At 70.1% G+C, this 18866-nt stretch carries 17 protein-coding genes; 4 read left to right on the top strand and 13 right to left on the bottom strand.

All coding sequences use genetic code 11. From position 1 onward, the window contains the following. Window positions 1–3 precede the first annotated feature (3 nt). Window positions 4–585: a cysteine hydrolase family protein gene (locus tag B6R96_RS07210; protein ID WP_107089488.1), complete on the top strand. Its 582-nt coding sequence runs from the start codon at window positions 4–6 to the stop codon at window positions 583–585. A 66-nt stretch (window positions 586–651) separates the two neighbouring features. Here the strand turns inward: B6R96_RS07210 and B6R96_RS07205 are convergent, their stop codons facing one another. Further along, entirely contained in the window at window positions 652–1800 is a 1149-nt protein-coding gene (locus tag B6R96_RS07205; RefSeq protein WP_081522004.1) for a glycerate kinase, read from the bottom strand. A 143-nt stretch (window positions 1801–1943) separates the two neighbouring features. On the opposite strand from B6R96_RS07205, the gene B6R96_RS07200 reads away from it, so the two are divergent. From B6R96_RS07200 to B6R96_RS07190, 3 genes are read left to right on the top strand one after another with little or no spacing between them, the layout of a single operon-like run. Further along, a complete protein-coding gene (locus B6R96_RS07200) occupies window positions 1944–3674 on the top strand; it encodes a BCCT family transporter (RefSeq protein WP_081522003.1) in 1731 nt (576 codons plus the stop codon). 9 nt (window positions 3675–3683) lie between these two features. Further along, window positions 3684–4184 carry an NUDIX domain-containing protein gene (locus B6R96_RS07195; protein ID WP_081522002.1) on the top strand — a complete coding sequence of 167 codons (501 nt, stop codon included), beginning with the start codon at window positions 3684–3686 and terminating at the stop codon, window positions 4182–4184. A 39-nt stretch (window positions 4185–4223) separates the two neighbouring features. Further along, a complete protein-coding gene (locus tag B6R96_RS07190) occupies window positions 4224–4652 on the top strand; it encodes a hypothetical protein (protein ID WP_030390604.1) in 429 nt (142 codons plus the stop codon). Between the two features lie 9 nt (window positions 4653–4661). On the opposite strand, the gene B6R96_RS07185 is transcribed toward B6R96_RS07190, so the two are convergent. The 12 genes from B6R96_RS07185 to B6R96_RS07130 all read right to left on the bottom strand — a co-directional run bounded on the left by B6R96_RS07185 (window position 4662) and on the right by B6R96_RS07130 (window position 18831). Continuing rightward, window positions 4662–5045 carry an SHOCT domain-containing protein gene (locus B6R96_RS07185; RefSeq protein ID WP_030390605.1) on the bottom strand — a complete coding sequence of 128 codons (384 nt, stop codon included), beginning with the start codon at window positions 5043–5045 and terminating at the stop codon, window positions 4662–4664. 68 nt (window positions 5046–5113) lie between these two features. Then, window positions 5114–5629, bottom strand: a complete 516-nt coding sequence (locus B6R96_RS07180) for a methylated-DNA--[protein]-cysteine S-methyltransferase (RefSeq protein WP_384508015.1) — start codon at window positions 5627–5629, stop codon at window positions 5114–5116. Between the two features lie 12 nt (window positions 5630–5641). Beyond that, on the bottom strand, window positions 5642–7126 hold the full coding sequence (locus B6R96_RS07175) for an AlkA N-terminal domain-containing protein (RefSeq protein WP_081522001.1): 1485 nt from the start codon (window positions 7124–7126) through the stop codon (window positions 5642–5644). A 668-nt stretch (window positions 7127–7794) separates the two neighbouring features. Continuing rightward, entirely contained in the window at window positions 7795–8655 is an 861-nt protein-coding gene (gene pssA, locus B6R96_RS07170; RefSeq protein WP_184791710.1) for a CDP-diacylglycerol--serine O-phosphatidyltransferase, read from the bottom strand. Next, entirely contained in the window at window positions 8642–9298 is a 657-nt protein-coding gene (locus tag B6R96_RS07165; protein WP_030010161.1) for a phosphatidylserine decarboxylase, read from the bottom strand. Before B6R96_RS07165 ends, pssA begins: the two co-directional genes overlap by 14 nt. A 186-nt stretch (window positions 9299–9484) precedes the next feature. Continuing rightward, a complete protein-coding gene (locus B6R96_RS07160; protein WP_053701371.1) occupies window positions 9485–10690 on the bottom strand; it encodes an acyl-CoA dehydrogenase family protein in 1206 nt (401 codons plus the stop codon). 2 nt (window positions 10691–10692) lie between these two features. Further along, window positions 10693–11205, bottom strand: a complete 513-nt coding sequence (locus tag B6R96_RS07155; RefSeq protein ID WP_030010163.1) for a MaoC family dehydratase — start codon at window positions 11203–11205, stop codon at window positions 10693–10695. Window positions 11206–11210: 5 nt separating this feature from the next. Further along, window positions 11211–12203: an HpcH/HpaI aldolase/citrate lyase family protein gene (locus B6R96_RS07150; protein ID WP_030729863.1), complete on the bottom strand. Its 993-nt coding sequence runs from the start codon at window positions 12201–12203 to the stop codon at window positions 11211–11213. Next, window positions 12200–14281, bottom strand: coding sequence for a protein meaA (locus tag B6R96_RS07145; RefSeq protein ID WP_053701372.1), 2082 nt, complete (start codon window positions 14279–14281; stop codon window positions 12200–12202). Before B6R96_RS07145 ends, B6R96_RS07150 begins: the two co-directional genes overlap by 4 nt. Before the next feature lie 31 nt (window positions 14282–14312). Further along, the gene (gene ccrA, locus B6R96_RS07140; protein WP_033220140.1) at window positions 14313–15650 is read right to left on the bottom strand and encodes a crotonyl-CoA carboxylase/reductase; all 1338 of its coding nucleotides are present in this window, start codon (window positions 15648–15650) and stop codon (window positions 14313–14315) included. Window positions 15651–16055: 405 nt separating this feature from the next. Further along, window positions 16056–16868 (bottom strand): TetR family transcriptional regulator, encoded by an 813-nt coding sequence (locus tag B6R96_RS07135; protein ID WP_053701373.1) that lies wholly within the window; start codon window positions 16866–16868, stop codon window positions 16056–16058. A 163-nt stretch (window positions 16869–17031) separates the two neighbouring features. Then, complete coding sequence (locus B6R96_RS07130) at window positions 17032–18831, bottom strand: 3-hydroxyacyl-CoA dehydrogenase family protein (protein ID WP_030385286.1); 1800 nt, start codon at window positions 18829–18831, stop codon at window positions 17032–17034. Window positions 18832–18866: the final 35 nt, after the last annotated feature.

Below are 18866 nucleotides of genomic sequence, written 5' to 3'. Positions count from 1 at the left end.
GGCATGACAACGACCGCGATCGAGATCGCCCCCGACAGTGCCCTGCTGGTCATCGACGTACAGCAGGGCTTCGACGAGGAGTCCTTCTGGGGGCCCCGCAACAACCCGGCGGCCGAGGAGAACATCGCGGCCCTGATGGACGCCTGGCGGGCGGCCGGCCGCCCGGTGGTCCTGGTCCGGCACGCCTCCGTGCAGCCCGGCTCCGTCCTCGCCGCGGACCACCCGGGCCACGCCTTCAAGGACCTGGTCGAGAAGCGGCGCGAGGGGGCCCTGGTGATCACCAAGACCGTGAACTCCGCCTTCTACGGCACCCCGGACCTGGCCGACTGGCTGACGGCCCGGGGCATCGGCCAGCTGGTGCTGGTCGGCATCCAGACCAACATGTGCGTCGAGACCACGGCCCGGATGGCGGGGAACCTGGGCTACGACGTGCTCGTCCCGCTCGACGCCACGCACACCTTCGACCTCACCGGACCGCAGGGGCTCTCCCTGACGGCCGACGAGCTCGCCACCGCCACCGCGGTGAACCTCCAGGGCGGCGGTTTCGCCCGCGTCGTCACCACGGCCGACCTCCTGCCGGCCTAGGGCGTAATGCAGCCCCTCCGGCGTTTGAGGAGCGGGGCCTCAAACGCCGGCGAGGCTACGAAACGGTCAGAGGACGTCGGTGGCGATGTTCGCGGCGACCTGCTCCAGCAGGGGACCCGCGTTCGGGATGGACTTGGCCGGGTCGGGCTCCAGGTCCGTGAGCGGGTACGCCTTGCTGATACCGGCCCCCTCCAGCGCCTCCTGGGTCAGCAGCAGCCGGCCGCACACCGCCACCACGGGCTTGCCCGCCGCCCGCGCCGCGGCCGCGACACCCGCCGGGGCCTTGCCGTGCAGGGTCTGCTCGTCCAGGGAGCCCTCACCGGTGATGACCAGCGTGGCGCGCTCCAGCGCCGGGGCGAAGCCCAGCACCTCCAGCATCAGCTCGATGCCGGGGCGGAACGTGGCACCGAGCAGCAGCGCCCCGTAGCCGATACCGCCCGCACCACCGGCACCCGGCAGCACCGCGCACTCGGCGGCCTTCGCGCCGATCGACTTCTCCAGCACCACCGCGAAGTGCGCCAGCGCCGCGTCGAGCGTCGCCACGTCCTCCGGGGAGGCGCCCTTCTGCGGGCCGTAGACCGCGGCGCAGCCCTTCGGGCCGGTCAGCGGGTTGTCCACGTCGCTCGCGAGGACGAACTCCACCTCCGCGAACCGCGGGTCGATCCCCGACAGATCGGCCGAGGCCAGCTCGGCCAGCGCGCCGCCGCCCGGACCGACCGGTTCGCCGTTCGCATCCAGGAACACCGCGCCGAGCGCGGCCAGCATGCCGGCGCCGCCGTCGGTGGTGGCGCTGCCGCCCACGCCGAAGACGATCGAGCGCGCGCCCGCGTCCAGCGCCGCCTTGAGGAGCTCGCCCGAGCCGTACGTGGTCGCCGTCAGCGCGGCGAAGGTGCCCGCCGGCAGCAGCTGCAGCCCGGAGGCCTCCGCCATCTCGACCACCGCGGTGCCCCCGCGCAGCGCGAAGGCGGCCGTGACCTGGTCGCCGAGGGGGCCGGTGACCCGTACCTCCCGGCGTTCGAAGCCGGCTGCCACGGCTGCCGCGACCGTTCCGTCGCCGCCGTCCGCGACGGGGAGGGTCTCGATCTCCACGTCCGGTACGGCCTTGCGCAGGCCCGCCGTGACCCGCTCCGCGACCTGAACGGCCGTGAGCGAGCCCTTGAATTTGTCCGCGGCGATGAGCACGCGCGCGGCCTCAGTTACTGCTCCGTCCGTCACCTTGCTATTCCCTTGCTATCGAACAGTGCAGTCGCGCCGCCATGAGCTTATCCGGAGGATCCTCCTATGCCCATGAGTGGCCTGGGCCACACCCGGCGCGCCATGCCCCTAAATAGGGATATACGCCTGCATAGTGTGGCCGCATGAGCGCGGAATCACTGGACCAGGCCCCTCCGGACGCTCCCGGAGGGGGAACCGAGGGTCCGGCGGACGGGGCACCCGACCACGCCGTCGTCACCGTGGGCGTGATCGCCGTGCTCGCCGTCGTCTCCTGGGCGGCCCTGGGCAAGGACTCCTTCGACACGGCGTCCGGCACCGCGCTCTCCTGGGTCCTCGGCAACTTCGCCTGGCTGTTCGTGATCGCCGCCGACCTCTTCCTCGTCATGTGCATCGTGCTCGCCATCAGCCGGTTCGGCCGGATCCGTCTCGGCGCCGACGACTCCGAGCCCGAATTCACCAACCTCGCGTGGATCGCGATGATGTTCAGCGCCGGCATGGGCATCGGCCTGATGTTCTACGGGGTGGGGGAGCCGCTCACCCACTACCTCGCGCCGCCCCCCGCCTCCGGAGCGGCCCCCGCCACCGGCGCCGCCGCCCTCGCGGCGATGGAGTACTCGTTCTTCCACTGGACCCTCACCCCCTGGGCGATCTACGGCATCGCCGGCCTCGCCCTGGCCTACGCGACCTTCCGCAAGGGCCGGGGCAACCGCCTCAGCTCCGCCTTCGTCCCCCTGATCGGCGAGGAACGGGCGAGCGGCCGGCCCGGCAAGGCCATCGACCTGCTGGCCGTGTTCGCCACCGTCTTCGGCACCGCCACCAGCCTCGGCCTCGGCGCACTCCAGGTCTCCAAGGGGCTGAACCTCACCACCGGCATCGAGGACTCCATCACCGTCGAGCTGATCATCATCGGCTCCCTGTCGGCGGCCTTCGTCCTCTCCGCCTTCTCCGGTCTGCACAAGGGCGTGAAGTGGCTCAGCACCATCAACCTCGTCCTGGCCGCCGTCCTGATGCTCTTCGTGTTCGTCCTCGGCCCCACCGTCTACATCCTCGACGTGATCCCCTCCAGCGTCGGCGGCTACCTGAGCGAGCTGGTGCCCATGGCCAGCCGCACCGGCGCCTTCACCGACTCCGCATGGCTCGGCGCGTGGACGATCTTCTACTGGGCGTGGTGGCTCTCCTGGGCACCCTTCGTCGGCACCTTCATCGCCCGCATCTCCCGCGGCCGCACCATCCGCGAGTTCCTCATCGGCGTCCTGCTCGTCCCCAGCGGAGCCACCGTCGTCTGGTTCTGCGTCATGGGCGGCACCGCCATCCGCCTCGACTCCACCGGCGCCGTCCACTTCGCCGCCAAGATCAAGGACGGAACGGAAGCCTCGCTCTTCGCGATGCTGGACGCCCTGCCGCTCTCCGCGGTCACCTCCTGGGTCGCCATGGTCCTGGTCATGACCTACTTCGTCACCAGCGCCGACTCGGCCTCCCTGGTCATGGGCTCGCTCACCAGCCGCGGCTCCCTCAACCCGCCCACCTGGCTCGTCGTCACCTGGGGCGTGCTGATGGCAGCCGTCGCCGCCGTCCTGCTCGTCGCGGGCGGCCTGAAGTCCCTGCAGACCGCCACCATCCTGGTCGCGCTGCCCTTCGCCCTCGTCATGATGCTGCTCTGCTGGGCCCTGGTGAAGGAACTGCGCACCGACCCCGGCGCCGGACCCGCCCGCCACCACCCCCTCCACGGGATGCGGGACGCCGTCCGCGCCATGGTCGGCGACGCCATCGACGAACAGGGGACGGCCCGCCACATGCGGCTGCGGCGCGTCGCGGAGTCCGCAGGGCGGGACGACGAGGACGGCACCACCGGCCCCGCCGGTCGACCTCGGTAGGGTGGCCGCGTGACCACCACGGATGACTACGCCACGTACATCGCGAGCCTGCCCCGGGTGCTGGCCGGTGCGGCCGCCCTCTACCGCGACACCGAGGGCAGGGTCCTGCTCGTCGAGCCCAACTACCGCGACGGCTGGGCCCTGCCGGGCGGCACCATCGAGTCGGACCGCGGCGAGTCACCGCGCACCGCGGCCCGCCGCGAGAGCGCCGAGGAGATCGGCCTCGACCTCCCCCTCGGCCGCCTGCTCGCCGTGGACTGGTCCCTGGGCACCGACCGCCCGCCGCTCGTCGCATACGTCTACGACGGCGGCGTGCTCGAAGCGGCCCAGCTCGCCGCCATCGAACTCCAGGAGGACGAGCTGCTCTCCTGGCGCCTGGTCGAACCCGGCGAACTCACCACATACCTGCTCGGATCGCTCGGGCTGCGCACCCAGGAGGCGTACCGCGTCGCGCAGTCGGGCGAGGACACCGCGGAACTGGAGAACGGCCGCCGCCCGGCCACCCCGTAAATAACACCGGGCTTACTTCGACCAGGACAGAATCAGCAGATGATCACGATGTACGCCTGGCCCAGCACCGCCGACGGGCCCGACGCCCTCCCCATGGTGCACTTCACCACCGACCAGCAGGCCGGTGGTGAAGTCACTCCGGAGGGAACCCCGGTCTGGATGTTCGACACCGCGATACGCGAGGGCGGCTGGCACCAGTTCACCGACTTCGAAGGCTGGTCCGTACCGGCCGCCGGCTGGCAGGCCTTCTACCGCCGGGAGGACGACCTCCTCGCCGTCACCGGACCCGGCTCCTGCGAAGGCTGGTACCAGGGCAACCTCGGCGCCGACGACGACTGGGTGACGGCCGCCGCCACCCAGCAGAGCGTCGTCCTGCTCGCCGCCCCGGTCCAGCACCCCTCGCTGTACGGCTACGCCGTCGAAGCGGGCGCCGCCTTCGCCCTGCTGGTCCCGCTCCTCGTCGTCTGACCCGCAGGGTCAGGCCAGCAGCTTGGCCTTGGCGCGGTCGAACTCCTCCTGCGTGATGTCGCCCTTGTCCTTGAGGGCGGCGAGCTTGTGCAGCTCGTCGGCGCTTCCGGAGCCCGCCGTCTTCTGGACGTACTCCTTGAAGGCGGCCTCGTTCTCCTGGACCTGCTTGATGTCCCGCTCACCCATGCTCTTGCCCCGGGCGATCAGGTAGACGAACACGCCCAGGAAGGGCACCACGAGCACGAAGATCAGCCAACCTGCCTTCCCCCAGCCGCTGAGGGTGTGGTCACGGAAGATATCCGTGATGACCTTGAAGAGCAGGAAGAACCACATGATCCACAGGAACAGGTACAGCATCGTCCAGAAGATGTTGAGAAGCGGATAGTCGTCCATGCCGGACTCCGATCATGTAGCGGTACCTCATTGATACAACCGCTTCATGAGGTCCGCACGCGGAGCGATCAGCCCCGCTCCCCGGCCTCGAACGCCAGCAGCCGCACCTTGCGGTCGACCCCGCCGCCGTAGCCCGTCATCCCGCCCGACGCGCCGATCACCCGATGGCAGGGGACGATGATCCCCACCGGGTTCTTCCCGTTCGCCAGGCCCACCGCGCGCGAGGCGCTGGGCCTGCCCAGCCTCGCCGCGAGCTCCCCGTAGGACCACGTCTGCCCGTACGGGATCCGCACGAGCTGCTCCCAGACACTGCGCTGGAAGTCCGTGCCCTCCAGACGCAACGGCAGATCGAAGGCGGTGAGCTCCCCGGCGAAGTACGCCGCCAGCTGGCGTACCACCTCCGGGAAAGGCGCCTCCTCGGCGGCCACCCGCTCCCCGAAGAACTCCTCGGCGGGCCGGTGCCGCTGCCCGGTCATGTAGAGGCCGCTGAGGACCCCGTCCGTGGCGACCAGCGTCAACGGGCCGTAAGGGCTCTCGACGACGGTGTGCCGCTTGACGGTGCTCACGTTCATGGTGGATCGCATCGCTGGTGCTCCTCAGGCGGGCAGATGGTTGATGGGGTGGGAGTCCGTGGCCCACAGGTACTGGACGGCGTACGCACGCCAGGGCCGCCAGCCGGCCGCCCGGGCGGTCAGCGCCGACGGGGTGGACGGCAGCCCGAGCCCCTGCGCCGCCCGCCGCACCCCCAGATCGGACGGCAGGAACGCATCCGGGTCGCCGAGCGCCCGCATCGCGATCACCTCCGTCGTCCACGGGCCGAAGCCGGGCAGCGCCGCGAGCTGCGCCCGCGCCGCCTCCCAGTCACTGTCGAAGCCGAGCGGCAGCGAGCCGTCGGCGAGCGCCGAGACCAGGGTGGTGAGCGTGGCGCGCCGGCTGCGCGGCAGGGCCAGCGACTCCGGGTCCAGCCCGGCGAGCGCCTGCGGGGAGGGGAAGAGGTGGGTCAGCCCGCCCAGCGGGTCCTCGACGGGCTCGCCGTACGCGGCGACCAGCCGGGCCGCATGCGTGCGCGCCGCCGCCGTGGAGACCTGCTGGCCCAGCACCGCCCGCACGGCGAACTCCGCCGCGTCGACGGTGCGGGGCACCCGGCGCCCGGGAGCCTTGTCCACGAGCGGGGCCAGCAGCGGATCGGAGCGCAGCTGCTCGTCGACGGCCTCCGGGTCGGCATCCAGGTCGAGCATCCAGCGGCAGCGGCTGATGGCGATCGTGAGGTCGCGCAGGTCCGTCAGGGCGAGCCGGCAGCCGATGTGGTCGGGCTGCGGGGTCAGGGCCACCACGCCTGTGCCGTACGGCAGGCGCAGCGTGCGGCGGTAGGCCCCGTCCCGCCACTCCTCGACCCCGGGGACGGCGGTCGCGGCCAGGTGCCCGAAGAGGTTGTCCGGGTTCAGCGGCGTCCGGAACGGCAGCCGCAGGCTGATCGTCCCCGGGATCCGCGGCGGGGCGTTCCTGCTCCGGCCGGCCTTGACCGCCCGCTCCCGCAGCTCGCTCGGGGCCAGGGCGAAGACCTCGCGGACCGTCTCGTTGAAGGTCCGGATGGAGGAGAACCCGGCGGCGAAGGCCACGTCGCCCATCGGGAGCTCGGAGGTCTCGATCAGCAGCCGGGCCGTCTGGGCGCGCTGGGCCCGGGCCAGGGCGAGCGGGCCGGCACCGAGCTCGGCGTTCAGCTGCCGCTCCACCTGGCGGGTGGAGTAGCCGAGCCGGCCGGCCAGGCCCGGCACGCCCTCCCGGTCCACGACCCCGTCCTGGATCAGCCGCATCGCGCGTGCGACGGCATCGGCGCGGGCGTTCCACTCCGGCGAACCGGGACTCGTATCGGGCCGGCACCGCTTGCAGGCCCGGAACCCGGCCTGCTGGCAGGCGGCGGCGCTGGGCAGGAAGGTCATGTTCTCGACCTTGGGCGGTACCGCGGGGCAGCTCGGCCGGCAGTAGATCCGCGTGGTCAGGACGGCGGTGAAGAACCAGCCGTCGAAGCGGGCGTCCTTCGACTGCACGGCCCTTACGCAGCGCTCGGTGTCGGTGTGCATGGCTCCAGGATCCGGGGCGCGGCCCACGACGGCTGGCGGTTTTCCGACATCAAGCCTACGCCGGGTCGGGGGGCTCCGGCGGGTGTCTCCGACGGAGGCCGGGCGGGGGGCCGGGCGGGGGGTCGGGCGGGGGCGGGGCCGGCGGTGGGGTGGGGGGTGTCCGGGGTAGGCATGATTTATGGCCCCCCGGCGGAACGGGACAGCACCCGGCGTTTCGGGCCACAAATCACGTTTTACACCCCGGACACCCCCCACCCCACCACCAGCCCCACCCCCACCCTCAGCCCACCCACCCCGTCCCACCCTCAGCCCACCCACCCCGCCCGAACGTGGGGGAGGGGGCTATACGGGTGCGGGCGGGCCCTTCGCGCCCTCCCCCTCTTCCCTCCCGCCTCCCTCCCCCGCCTCCCTCCCCCGGGGCAGGCATGGCGAGGGCGGGGGTGGGAGGGGGTGGTGGTGGGGCGGGGAGTGTCCGGGGTGTCAAACGTGATTTGTGGCCCTCACTCCCGAGTCCTGTGGAACCCGGCTCAGGGGCCATAAATCATGCCTACCCCGGACACTCCCCGCCCCACCACCACCCCCGGCCCTCGCACGCCCCCGCCCAGCCGCCCGGCCCCGGACAGCAAAAGGCCCCGGATGCCATCGGCATCCGGGGCCTTTCGGTACGGCTAGCGCAGCGTCGCGGCGCGGGCCTCACGGCGGTTGTGCCGGAAGGTGTTCGCCTTGCGGGTCGTCGCGAACAGCGGAATGGTCGCCGCCATCGCGATCTGCAGGGCGCAGCCCGCCTGGAGCAGCAGCTGCCCGCCGGGCGCGTCGAACGCCCAGGCCGCCAGCAGCCCCATCGCGCTGATGATCCAGCACAGCATCGCCACCGCGAGTACGCCCCGCGGCTTCGGGTACTCGACCCGGCTCACCATCAGCCAGGCCACCCCGATGATCGCGAGCAGCGTCGGGACGAACGGCAGCTCGAGCAGCACGATCGAGACGACCGTCAGCGCGCCGAAGGGGCTCGGCATGCCCTGGAACATGCCGTCCTTCATCGTCACGCAGCTGAATCTCGCGAGTCTGAGCACCACCGCGAGCAGCACGACGATCGCGGCCAGCGCCGACATCTTCTGGTGCGCGTCGACGGCGACCATGCCGTAGACGAGCACGAAGTAGGCCGGAGCGAGGCCGAAGCTGATCAGGTCCGACAGGTTGTCGAGCTCGGCACCCATCGGGGAGCTGCGCAGCTTGCGGGCCACGATGCCGTCGAAGAGGTCGAAGACCGCGGCGAGCAGCATCAGTATCACCGCCGTGGCGGCGCTGTTACGGGCCATGCCCGATTCGCCACTGCCGGTGAGGTGCGGAATGAGGATTCCGGTGGTGGTGAAGTACACCGCCATGAATCCGCATGTCGCGTTGCCGAGGGTGAGGGTGTCCGCTATCGACAGCCGCAGCGAGAGCGGCATGTCGTCCTCGGCGGACTCCTCCTCGGCAGGTTCGGGAACCCAGCCTGCGGCCGGAGTCTCAGGGTCAGTCACGGTCAATTCGTGTCACCCCCGCGGTGGTGGCCTGACCGACCTCGACCGCGACCTCGACGCCCTCGGGGAGGTAGATGTCGACGCGGGAGCCGAAGCGGATCAGACCGATGCGTTCGCCCTGCTCCACCTTGGTTCCGGCCGGCAGGTACGGGACGATGCGACGGGCGACGGCGCCGGCGATCTGCACCATCTCGATGTCACCGAGTTCGGTGTCGAAGTGCCAGACAACGCGCTCGTTGTTCTCGCTCTCCTTGTTGAACGCCGGGACGAATCCGCCGGGGATGTGCTCCACGGACGTCACCGTGCCCGCGAGGGGCGCGCGGTTGACGTGGACGTTCAGCGGGCTCATGAAGATCGCGACCCGGGTCCGTCCGTCCTTCCACGGCATGATGCTCTGCACCACACCGTCGGCGGGCGAGATGACACGGCCCTGAGCGATCTCACGCTCGGGGTCGCGGAAGAACCACAGCATGCCCGCGGCGAGCGCGGTGGCGGGCACGGCCGCCGCGGCCCAGCGTCCGGACTTGCGGGCCCGGGTGAGGCTGAGCGCCGCGGTGGCGACGGTCGGCAGAAGCCACGGCGATGCTCCGCGCGCGAGGCGTACGCCAAGGAGGCTGTCGCGAGGTGCAGAGGTTTGGCTGTGGGGCATGGATGACCTTCGTAGCGGGTGATTGCCGCGCCGCAAACAGGGGGACGGGACGGCGGCTTTACTGGAATGCTATCGGTTGCACGCAACAACTGGGCAAGCCAGAAGCCGAGTCGATGACCGTCAGCCAGTTACTGCCAGTGATCCTTTCGCAACGAACCCATGGACGATTCGCCGTAAAAGGGACTTTCAGCCCTGCAGCCGGTACTCCTCGAGCAGGCGTCGCCCGATGATCATTTTCTGGATCTCGGCGGTACCTTCGCCGATCAGCAGCATCGGGGCCTCCCGGTAGAGACGCTCGATCTCGTACTCCTTCGAGAACCCGTATCCACCGTGGATACGGAAGGCGTCCTCGACGACCTCCTTGCAGTACTCGGAGGCGAGGTACTTCGCCATCCCTGCTTCGAGGTCGTTTCGTTCCCCGGAGTCCTTTTTGCGTGCTGCATTGACCATCATCGCATGGGCGGCTTCGACCTTGGTAGCCATCTCGGCCAGCTTGAACTGAATCGCCTGGTGCTCGGCGATCGGCTTGCCGAAAGTGTGACGTTGCTGGGCATAAGAGACACCCAGTTCGAAAGCACGCTGAGCGACGCCACAGCCACGCGCCGCCACGTTCACGCGGCCGACCTCGACCCCGTCCATCATTTGGTAAAACCCTCGGCCGGTCTGGCCGCCGAGTACCCGATTGGCCGGAATGCGCAGTCCGTCCATGATGAGCTCGGTCGTGTCGACGCCCTTGTAGCCCATCTTGTCGATCTTGCCGGGGATGGTGAGGCCGGGACGCACCTCGCCGAAGCCCGGCTCCTTCTCCACGAGGAAGGTCGTCATCGACTTGTGGGGCGCCGTGCCCTCGGGGTGTCCTTCGTCACTTCGCACCAGAACGGCCACGAGGGTGGAGCTGCCACCGTTCGTCAGCCACATCTTCTGACCGTTCAGGACGTACTCGTCCCCGTCCTTCACCGCCTTGGACGTGATGGCCGACACGTCGGAGCCCAGCGCCGGCTCGGACATCGAGAACGCGCCGCGCACCTCGCCCAGGGCCATCCGCGGAAGGAAGTAGTCCTTCTGCTCCTGCGTGCCGTGCTGCTTGAGCATGTACGCCACGATGAAGTGGGTGTTGATGATGCCCGACACGGACATCCAGCCGCGGGCGATCTCCTCCACGCACAGGGCGTAGGTGAGGAGCGACTCACCCAGGCCGCCGTACTCCTCCGGGATCATCAGGCCGAAGAGGCCGAGCTCCTTGAGGCCGTCGACGATCTGCTGCGGGTACTCGTCGCGGTGCTCCAGCTCGGTCGCGACCGGGATGATCTCCTTGTCGACGAACTCCCGGACGGTCTTGAGGATCTCCCGCTGGACGTCGGTCAGCCCGGCGGTCTGGGCGAGTCGGGCCATGGCTACTTCCCCTGTTCCTTCAGCGTGGGGCGGCCGGGCTGCTCGCCGCCGCGCTCCTTGATGTACGTCTCGGTCGGGACCATCACCTTGCGCCGGAAGACGCAGACGAGGGTGCCGTCCTGCTTGTAGCCCTTGGTCTCCACGTAGACGATCCCGCGGTCGTTCTTCGACTTCGACGGGGTCTTGTCGAGGACCGTGGTCTCGCCGTAGATGGTGTCGCCGTGGAAGGTCGGCGCCACGTGCCGCAGGGACTCGATCTCCAGGTTGGCGATGGCCTTCCCGGAGACGTCCGGCACGGACATGCCGAGCAGCAGCGAGTAGATGTAGTTGCCCACGACGACGTTCTTGCCGAAGTCGGTGGTGTTCTCGGCGTAATTGCTGTCCATGTGGAGCGGGTGGTGATTCATGGTCAGCAGACAGAAGAGGTGGTCGTCGTACTCGGTGACCGTTTTTCCGGGCCAGTGCTTGTAGACCGCCCCGACCTCGAACTCTTCGTACGTGCGTCCGAACTGCATCGGGATCAGGCCTCCGCCGTCTTCTCGGTCGAGGGGTGTTCGAACTTGGTGGTGCGCTCCATGCCCGCGGCGCGGCCCTTGCCGGCGATGACCAGGGCCATCTTGCGGCTGGCCTCGTCGATCATCTCGTCGCCGAGCATCGCGGAGCCCTTCTTGCCGCCGGCCTCCGAGGTGCACCAGTCGTACGCGTCGAGGATCAGCTCGGCGTGGTCGTAGTCCTCCTGGGACGGGGAGAAGACCTCGTTGGCCGCGTCGACCTGGCCGGGGTGCAGGACCCACTTGCCGTCGAAGCCCAGTGCGGCGGCCCGGCCGGCCACCTCGCGGTAGGCGTCCACGTCGCGGATCTGGAGGAAGGGGCCGTCGATCGCCTGGAGGTTGTGCATGCGGGCCGCCATCAGGATCCGCATCAGGATGTAGTGGTAGGCGTCCGCCGGGTAGCCGGGCGGCTGCATGCCCACGACCAGGGACTTCATGTTGATCGAGGCCATGAAGTCGGCCGGGCCGAAGATGATGGTCTCCAGCCGGGGGGAGGCGGCGGCGATCTCGTCGACGTTCACCAGACCCTTGGCGTTCTCGATCTGCGCCTCGATGCCGATCTTGCCGACCTCGAAGCCCATGGTCTTCTCGATCTGGGTCAGCAGCAGGTCCAGCGCCACGACCTGCTGGGCGTCCTGGACCTTCGGCAGCATGATGCAGTCGAGGTTCTGGCCGGCGCCCTCGACCACCGTGACGACGTCACGGTAGGTCCAGTGGGTGGTCCAGTCGTTGACGCGCACGACGCGGGTCTTGCCGGTCCAGTCGCCGTTGTTCAGCGCGTCCACGATGGTGTGGCGGGCGCCTTCCTTGGCGAGCGGCGCGCAGGCGTCCTCCAGGTCCAGGAAGACCTGGTCGGCCGGCAGGCCCTGGGCCTTCTCCAGGAACCGCGGGTTCGAGCCGGGCACCGCGAGGCAGGAGCGACGCGGGCGAAGGCGGTTCACCGGGTGGACTGGCGTGGTCATGCGGGGACCTCCGTGCTTGCAACGAGTGCGTTGTCGATGTCGAGGGGGGCGAGCTTGTTGGCCTTGCGGATCTCGTCGACGATACGGCCGATGATCTCCGTGATGCCGAAGTCCTTCGGCGTGAAGACGGCGGCGACACCCGCTGCCTTGAGCGCCACGGCGTCGGCGTTCGGAATAATGCCTCCGACGATGACCGGGATGTCACCCGCCCCCGCCAGTCGCAGGCGTTCCAGGACGTCAGGGACCAGGGCGCTGTGCGAGCCGGACAGGATGGACAGTCCCACGCAGTGCACGTCCTCGGCCAGCGCCGCTGCGGAGATCTCCTCCGGCGTCAGCCTGATGCCCTGGTAGACCACCTCGAATCCGGCGTCGCGGGCCCGGACGGCGATCTGCTCGGCGCCGTTGGAGTGCCCGTCCAGGCCGGGCTTGCCGACGAGCAGGCGCAGTCGGCCCGAGCCGAGCTCGTCGGCGGTACGGGTCACCTTCTCGCGGACCTCGTGCATCGGCGTACCGGGTTCGGCGGTGACGGCCACCGGGGCCGAGGAGACTCCGGTCGGGGCGCGGAACTCGCCGAACACCTCGCGCAGAGCGCCGGCCCACTCGCCGGTGGTGACACCGGCCCGGGCGCACTCGAGCGTTGCTTCCATCAGGTTCTCGGTGCCCGCCGCGGCCTCCTTGAGGCGGTCCAGAGCCTGCCGGGTGGTGGGGAAGACGAACGGGTCGCCGTTCCCCTGGCGGTCGGAGGACTCTTCGCGCTCGGCGCGCCAGCGGCCGATGCGCTCCACGGTCAGCGCCTCCACGGCGCTGTCGACCGTCATGATGGCGCCGTCCAGGTCGGCCGTGAGCGGGTTCTCCTCGGTCTGCTGGTAGCAGTTGACACCGACGATCTTGTCCTCGCCGGCCTCGATCCGTGCTCGCCGTTCGGCGTGCGAGGAGACCAGCTGGGACTTCAGGTACCCGGACTCGACGGCCGCCATGGCGCCGCCCATCTCCTGGATCCGGTCGATCTCGGCCAGGCAGTCGGCGACCAGGGAGTCGACTTTGGCCTCGATGACGTGGGATCCGGCGAAGATGTCCTCGTACTCCAGCAGGTCGCTCTCGTGCGCCAGGACCTGCTGGATGCGCAGCGACCACTGCTGGTCCCAGGGCCGGGGCAGGCCCAGCGCCTCGTTCCAGGCGGGCAGCTGCACGGCGCGGGCGCGGGCGTCCTTGGAGAGGGTGACCGCGAGCATTTCCAGCACGATGCGCTGGACGTTGTTCTCGGGCTGTGCCTCGGTCAGGCCCAGGGAGTTGACCTGGACGCCGTAACGGAAGCGGCGCTGCTTCGCGTTCTCGATGCCGTAGCGCTCCTGGGTGACCTTGTCCCAGATGCGGCCGAAGGCGCGCATCTTGCACATCTCCTCGATGAAGCGGACGCCCGCGTTCACGAAGAAGGAGATCCGGGCGACGACCTCGCCGAAGCGGTCCTCGGGCACCTGGCCCGAGTCGCGCACCGAGTCGAGGACGGCGATCGCCGTGGACATGGCGTACGAGATCTCCTGGACCGGGGTGGCCCCGGCCTCCTGGAGGTGGTACGAGCAGATGTTGATCGGGTTCCACTTGGGGATGTGGTTGACCGTGTACGCGATCATGTCGGTCGTCAGCCGCAGGGACGGCCCCGGCGGGAAGACGTGCGTCCCGCGCGAGAGGTACTCCTTGACGATGTCGTTCTGGGTGGTGCCCTGGAGCTGGGCGATGTCCGCGCCCTGCTCCTCGGCGGCCACCTGGTAGAGCGCCAGCAGCCACATGGCGGTGGCGTTGATCGTCATCGAGGTGTTCATCTGCTCCAGGGGTATGTCCTGGAACAGCCGCCGCATGTCGCCCAGATGGGAGACCGGGACCCCGACCCGGCCCACCTCGCCGCGGGCGAGGATGTGGTCGGGGTCGTATCCGGTCTGGGTCGGCAGGTCGAAGGCGACCGACAGACCCGTCTGGCCCTTGGCGAGGTTGCGGCGGTACAGCTCGTTGGACGCCTCGGCCGTGGAGTGGCCGGCGTACGTCCGCATGAGCCACGGACGGTCCTTCTGGCGCTCTGTCATCTCAGGCTGTCCCTTAGGCCTTTGAACGGTCTCAGACGTTGCGGAAGCGGTTGATGGCGTCGAGGTGCTTGGCGCGCATCTCGTGGTCGCGGACGCCCAGGCCCTCCTCGGGGGCCAGCGCGAGGACGCCGACCTTGCCCTGGTGGAGGTTGCGGTGGACGTCGTAGGCGGCCTGGCCGGTCTCCTCCAGGGAGTAGACCTTCGACAGCGTGGGGTGGATCTTGCCCTTGGCGATGAGGCGGTTGGCCTCCCATGCCTCGCGGTAGTTGGCGAAGTGCGAGCCGACGATCCGCTTCAGCGACATCCACAGGTAGCGGTTGTCGTACTGGTGCATGTAGCCCGAGGTCGAGGCGCAGGTGGTGATGGTGCCGCCCTTGCGGGTGACGTAGACCGAGGCGCCGAAGGTCTCGCGGCCCGGGTGCTCGAAGACGATGTCGATGTCCTCGCCGCCGGTCAGCTCGCGGATCTTGGAGCCGAAGCGCTTCCACTCGCGCGGGTCCTGGGTGTGCTCGTCCTTCCAGAACTTGTAGCCCTCGGCGTTGCGGTCGATGACCGCGGTGGCGCCCATGGCCCGGCAGATGTCCGCCTTCTCGGGGCTGGAGACCACGCAGATCGGGTTGGCGCCGCCGGCCAGCGCGAACTGGGTGGCGTAGGAGCCGAGGCCGCCGCTGGCACCCCAGATCAGGACGTTGTCGCCCTGCTTCATGCCGGCGCCGTTCTGGGAGACCAGCTGGCGGTAGGCGGTGGAGTTGACCAGGCCGGGGGAGGCGGCCTCCTCCCAGCTCAGGTGGTCGGGCTTCGGCATCAGCTGGTTCGACTTGACGAGCGCGATCTCGGCCAGGCCGCCGAAGTTGGTCTCGAAGCCCCAGATGCGCTGCTCGGGGTCGAGCATCGTGTCGTTGTGGCCGTCGGAGGACTCCAGCTCGACGGACAGACAGTGCGCGACGACCTCGTCGCCCGGGTTCCAGGCGTTGACGCCGGGGCCGGTGCGCAGGACGACGCCCGCGAGGTCGGAGCCGATGACGTGGTACGGGAGGTCGTGGCGCTTGGTGAGCTCCGACAGGCGCCCGTAGCGCTCCAGGAAGCTGAAGGTGGAGACCGGCTCGAAGATCGAGGTCCACACGGAGTTGTAGTTGACCGAGGAGGCCATGACGGCGACCAGGGCCTCGCCCGGGCCCAGCTCCGGCACCGGGACGTTGTCCAGGTGAAGGGACTTGCGCGGGTCCTTCTCGCGTGTCGTCAGCCCCGCGAACATTTCCGCCTCGTCCTTGTGCACGGTGATCGCGCGGTACGAGTCGGGCAGCGGCAGGGCCGCGAAGTCTGCGGCGGTGGCGGACTGCGACTGAATCGCGTCCAGGATGTCCTTCACGGTAGAGCCTCCGGCTAGCGCTGATGAGGGTGCGCTGAGGTGAGCGGGGTGCGTGGTGCGGGTGCGGTGTGCCGTCGGTCCGGCTGGTGCGGTGGTGCGGGGCGACGCCCGTGGTGGGGCGTGCGGGTGCCTGGTGACGCAGGCAATCCGGGGCGCGTTCCGTGCCGTGTGGGCGTGGGTCGCGGGGACATCCGGACGACTTCAACGTATGGCACCCCGTGTCACCCGGCAAGGCACCGCGTGCCAAAACTTTCTCTCATTTGGCGATTGACCTGCACCGATGAGCGATGATCGATCAGAGTTACCGGCGAGTAGGGGCAAGCCGGACATACGAAAGCGGCCGCCCCCGGAAGGGGAGCGGCCGCTGTGACGTGCGTGACTCCTGGCCGGCCGGACTGCTGCCGGCTACGTGGCGCGCAGGGCCTCTTCGATGGTCCGCATGACCTCGTCCAGCGGGGCATCGGTACGGGCCACCGCCACCAGCACCTCGCCCTGCGTACGGACGGCCGCCGGCGCGGCCGGGGCCGTGCTCAGCGTGCGTCCCGCGCCGATGCCCGAACCGAAGGTCTTGCGGACGATCGAGAAGGCGTGGTCCAGCTGGGCCTCCACGTCGCCCTGACCGCCCGCGCGCAGCCAGCGCCGCAGCACGTGGTTGTGGGCGGTGACCACCGCCGAGGCGGCCACCTCGGCCAGCAGCGGGTCGTCGTTGCCGTCGTGGTGGTCGTGCTCGTCGAAGTGGGCCAGCAGGTAGCGGGTGAACAGCCGCTCGTACCGGGCCACCGAGGCGATCTCCCGCTCCCGCAGCGCCGGCACCTCGCGCGTCAGCCGGTAGCGCTCCACCGACACCGCCGGCGAGGCGGCGTACATCTTCATGACTTCCTTGATCCCGCGGCACACCGTGTCGAGCGGGTGCTCGTGCGCCGGGGCCACGTCCAGGACGGCCTCGGCGCGGGTCAGGGTGTCGTCGTGGTCCGGGAAGATCGCCTCTTCCTTGGACCGGAAGTGCCGGAAGAAGGTCCGGCGCGCCACTCCGGCGGTCGCCGCGATCTCGTCGACCGTCGTCGCCTCGTACCCCTTGGTCGCGAAGAGCTCCATGGCCGCGGCGGCGAGCTCACGGCGCATCTTGAGCCGCTGCGCGGCCGCCTTGGTGCCGGCCGTGCTTTCCGGGGTGTCGGAGGCTGCGGCGGCGCGGGGCGAGGTCTTGGCGGGCTGGGACATAGAGCGAAAGTACTTCATTCGTGCAGGGGAGCGCGCCTGCGGGGGGTGGGAGAGGGGTGGATGCGGGGGAGGGCCCGCACTGGGCTCGTGAGGGTTGGCCCGCCGTGAGGGTCCGGCGGGCCCGAGCAGCCCTCCCCACGCATCCGGCTCGTGGCCCGACCGATTACCGGCGGGCGGCGTACTCACGGAAACCGCGGCCGGTCTTCCGGCCCAGGCAGCCCGCCGCGACCAGGTGCTCCAGCAGCGGGGACGGGGCCAGGCCCGGGTCGCGGAACTCCTTGTGCAGGACCTTCTCGATGGCCAGCGAGACGTCGAGGCCGACCACGTCCAGGAGCTCGAACGGACCCATCGGGTAGCCGCCGCCCAGCTTCATCGCGGCGTCGATGCGGTCGATGTCCGCGTAGTGCTCCTCGACCATCTTGATCGCGTTGTTGAGGTACGGGAACAGCAGCGCGTTCACGATGAAGCCGGCCCGGTCGCCGCAGTCCACCGGGTGCTTGCGCACCTTGACGCAGATCTCGCGGACCGTGGCGTGCACGTCGTCGGCCGTCAGGACGGTCCGGACCACCTCGACCAGCTTCATCGCCGGGGCCGGGTTGAAGAAGTGCATGCCGATCACGTCCTGCGGACGCGAGGTCACGCGGGCGACCGCGATCACCGGCAGCGAGGAGGTGGTGGTGGCCAGCACGGCACCCGGCTTGCAGACCTTGTCCAGCGTCGCGAACAGCTCCTGCTTGACCGCGAGGTCCTCGGCGACGGCCTCCACGGCCAGGTCCACCTCGGCGAAGGCGTCCAGCGAACCGGCCGGGGTGATCCGGTCCAGGGTCTGCGCGGCGCCCTCCTCGGTCAGGCGGCCCTTGGACACCGCACGGCCCAAGGACTTCCCGATCGCGGCCTTCGCGGCCTCGGCCTTCTCCTGGCTGCGGGCGGCGAGCACCACGCTGTAGCCGGCCTGCGCGAAGACCTGGGCGATGCCGCTCGCCATGGTCCCCGAGCCGGCCACGCCGACGGAGCTGACGGGGCGGCCCGCGCCGACCAGGGACCCGTCGAGCGGGGTCTGGAGGTCGCGGACGATGACCGAGCTGCCCGGGGCCTCGTACGTGTAGAAGCCGCGGCCGGACTTCTGCCCGGTCAGGCCGGCCTCGGCGAGCTGGCCCAGGATCGGGGCCGGGGCGTGCAGCCGGTCGCCGGAGGAGGTGTACATGGCCTCCAGGACGGTACGGGCGGTGTCCACGCCGATCAGGTCGAGCAGCGCGAGCGGGCCCATGGGCAGGCCGCAGCCGAGCCGCATGGCCGCGTCGATGTCCTCGCGGGAGGCGTACCGGGCCTCGTACATGGCGGCGGCCTGGTTGAGGTAGCCGAACAGCAGGCCGTCGGCGACGAAGCCGGGCCGGTCGCCGACCGCGACGGGCTCCTTGCCCAGCTCGCGGGCCAGTTCGGTGACCGCCTCGACGGCCGGCGGGGCGGTCAGGACGCAGGAGACGATCTCGACCAGCTTCATCGCCGGGACCGGGTTGAAGAAGTGCACGCCCACCACGCGCTCGGGGCGCTGGGACTCGGCGGCCATCCGCGTCACCGACAGGGCGTTGGTGCCGGTGGCCAGGATGGTGTCGGGCCGGACGATCGCGTCGAGCTCGCGGAACACCTGCTGCTTGATCTCGTACGACTCGGGCACGACCTCGATGACGAGATCGGCCTCGGCGGCCGCGCCCAGGTCCGTGAAGGTGCGGAAGCGGGCGAGCACGTCCGCCCGCTCCTGCTCGGTGAGCCGCTCCCGGGCGACGGAGCGCGCGGTGGCCGCGGCGAGGGAGGTCGCGGCCCGCAGGGCGGCGGCCTCGCTGATGTCGATGCCGATGACCTCGCGGCCGGCCCGGGCGAGGACCTCGGCGATGCCGGTGCCCATCGTGCCGAGGCCGACGACGGCGATGGTCTGGAGGGTGGGCTGACTGGACTGACGGTCCATCGAGGGACTCCAGTGGAAGAGGGTGACGACTGAGG

Origin of the sequence: Streptomyces sp. Sge12 (genome assembly GCF_002080455.1) — a bacterium.
In the GTDB taxonomy this organism is placed as follows: domain Bacteria; phylum Actinomycetota; class Actinomycetes; order Streptomycetales; family Streptomycetaceae; genus Streptomyces.
This window is presented reverse-complemented; position numbering and strand designations above follow the sequence as displayed.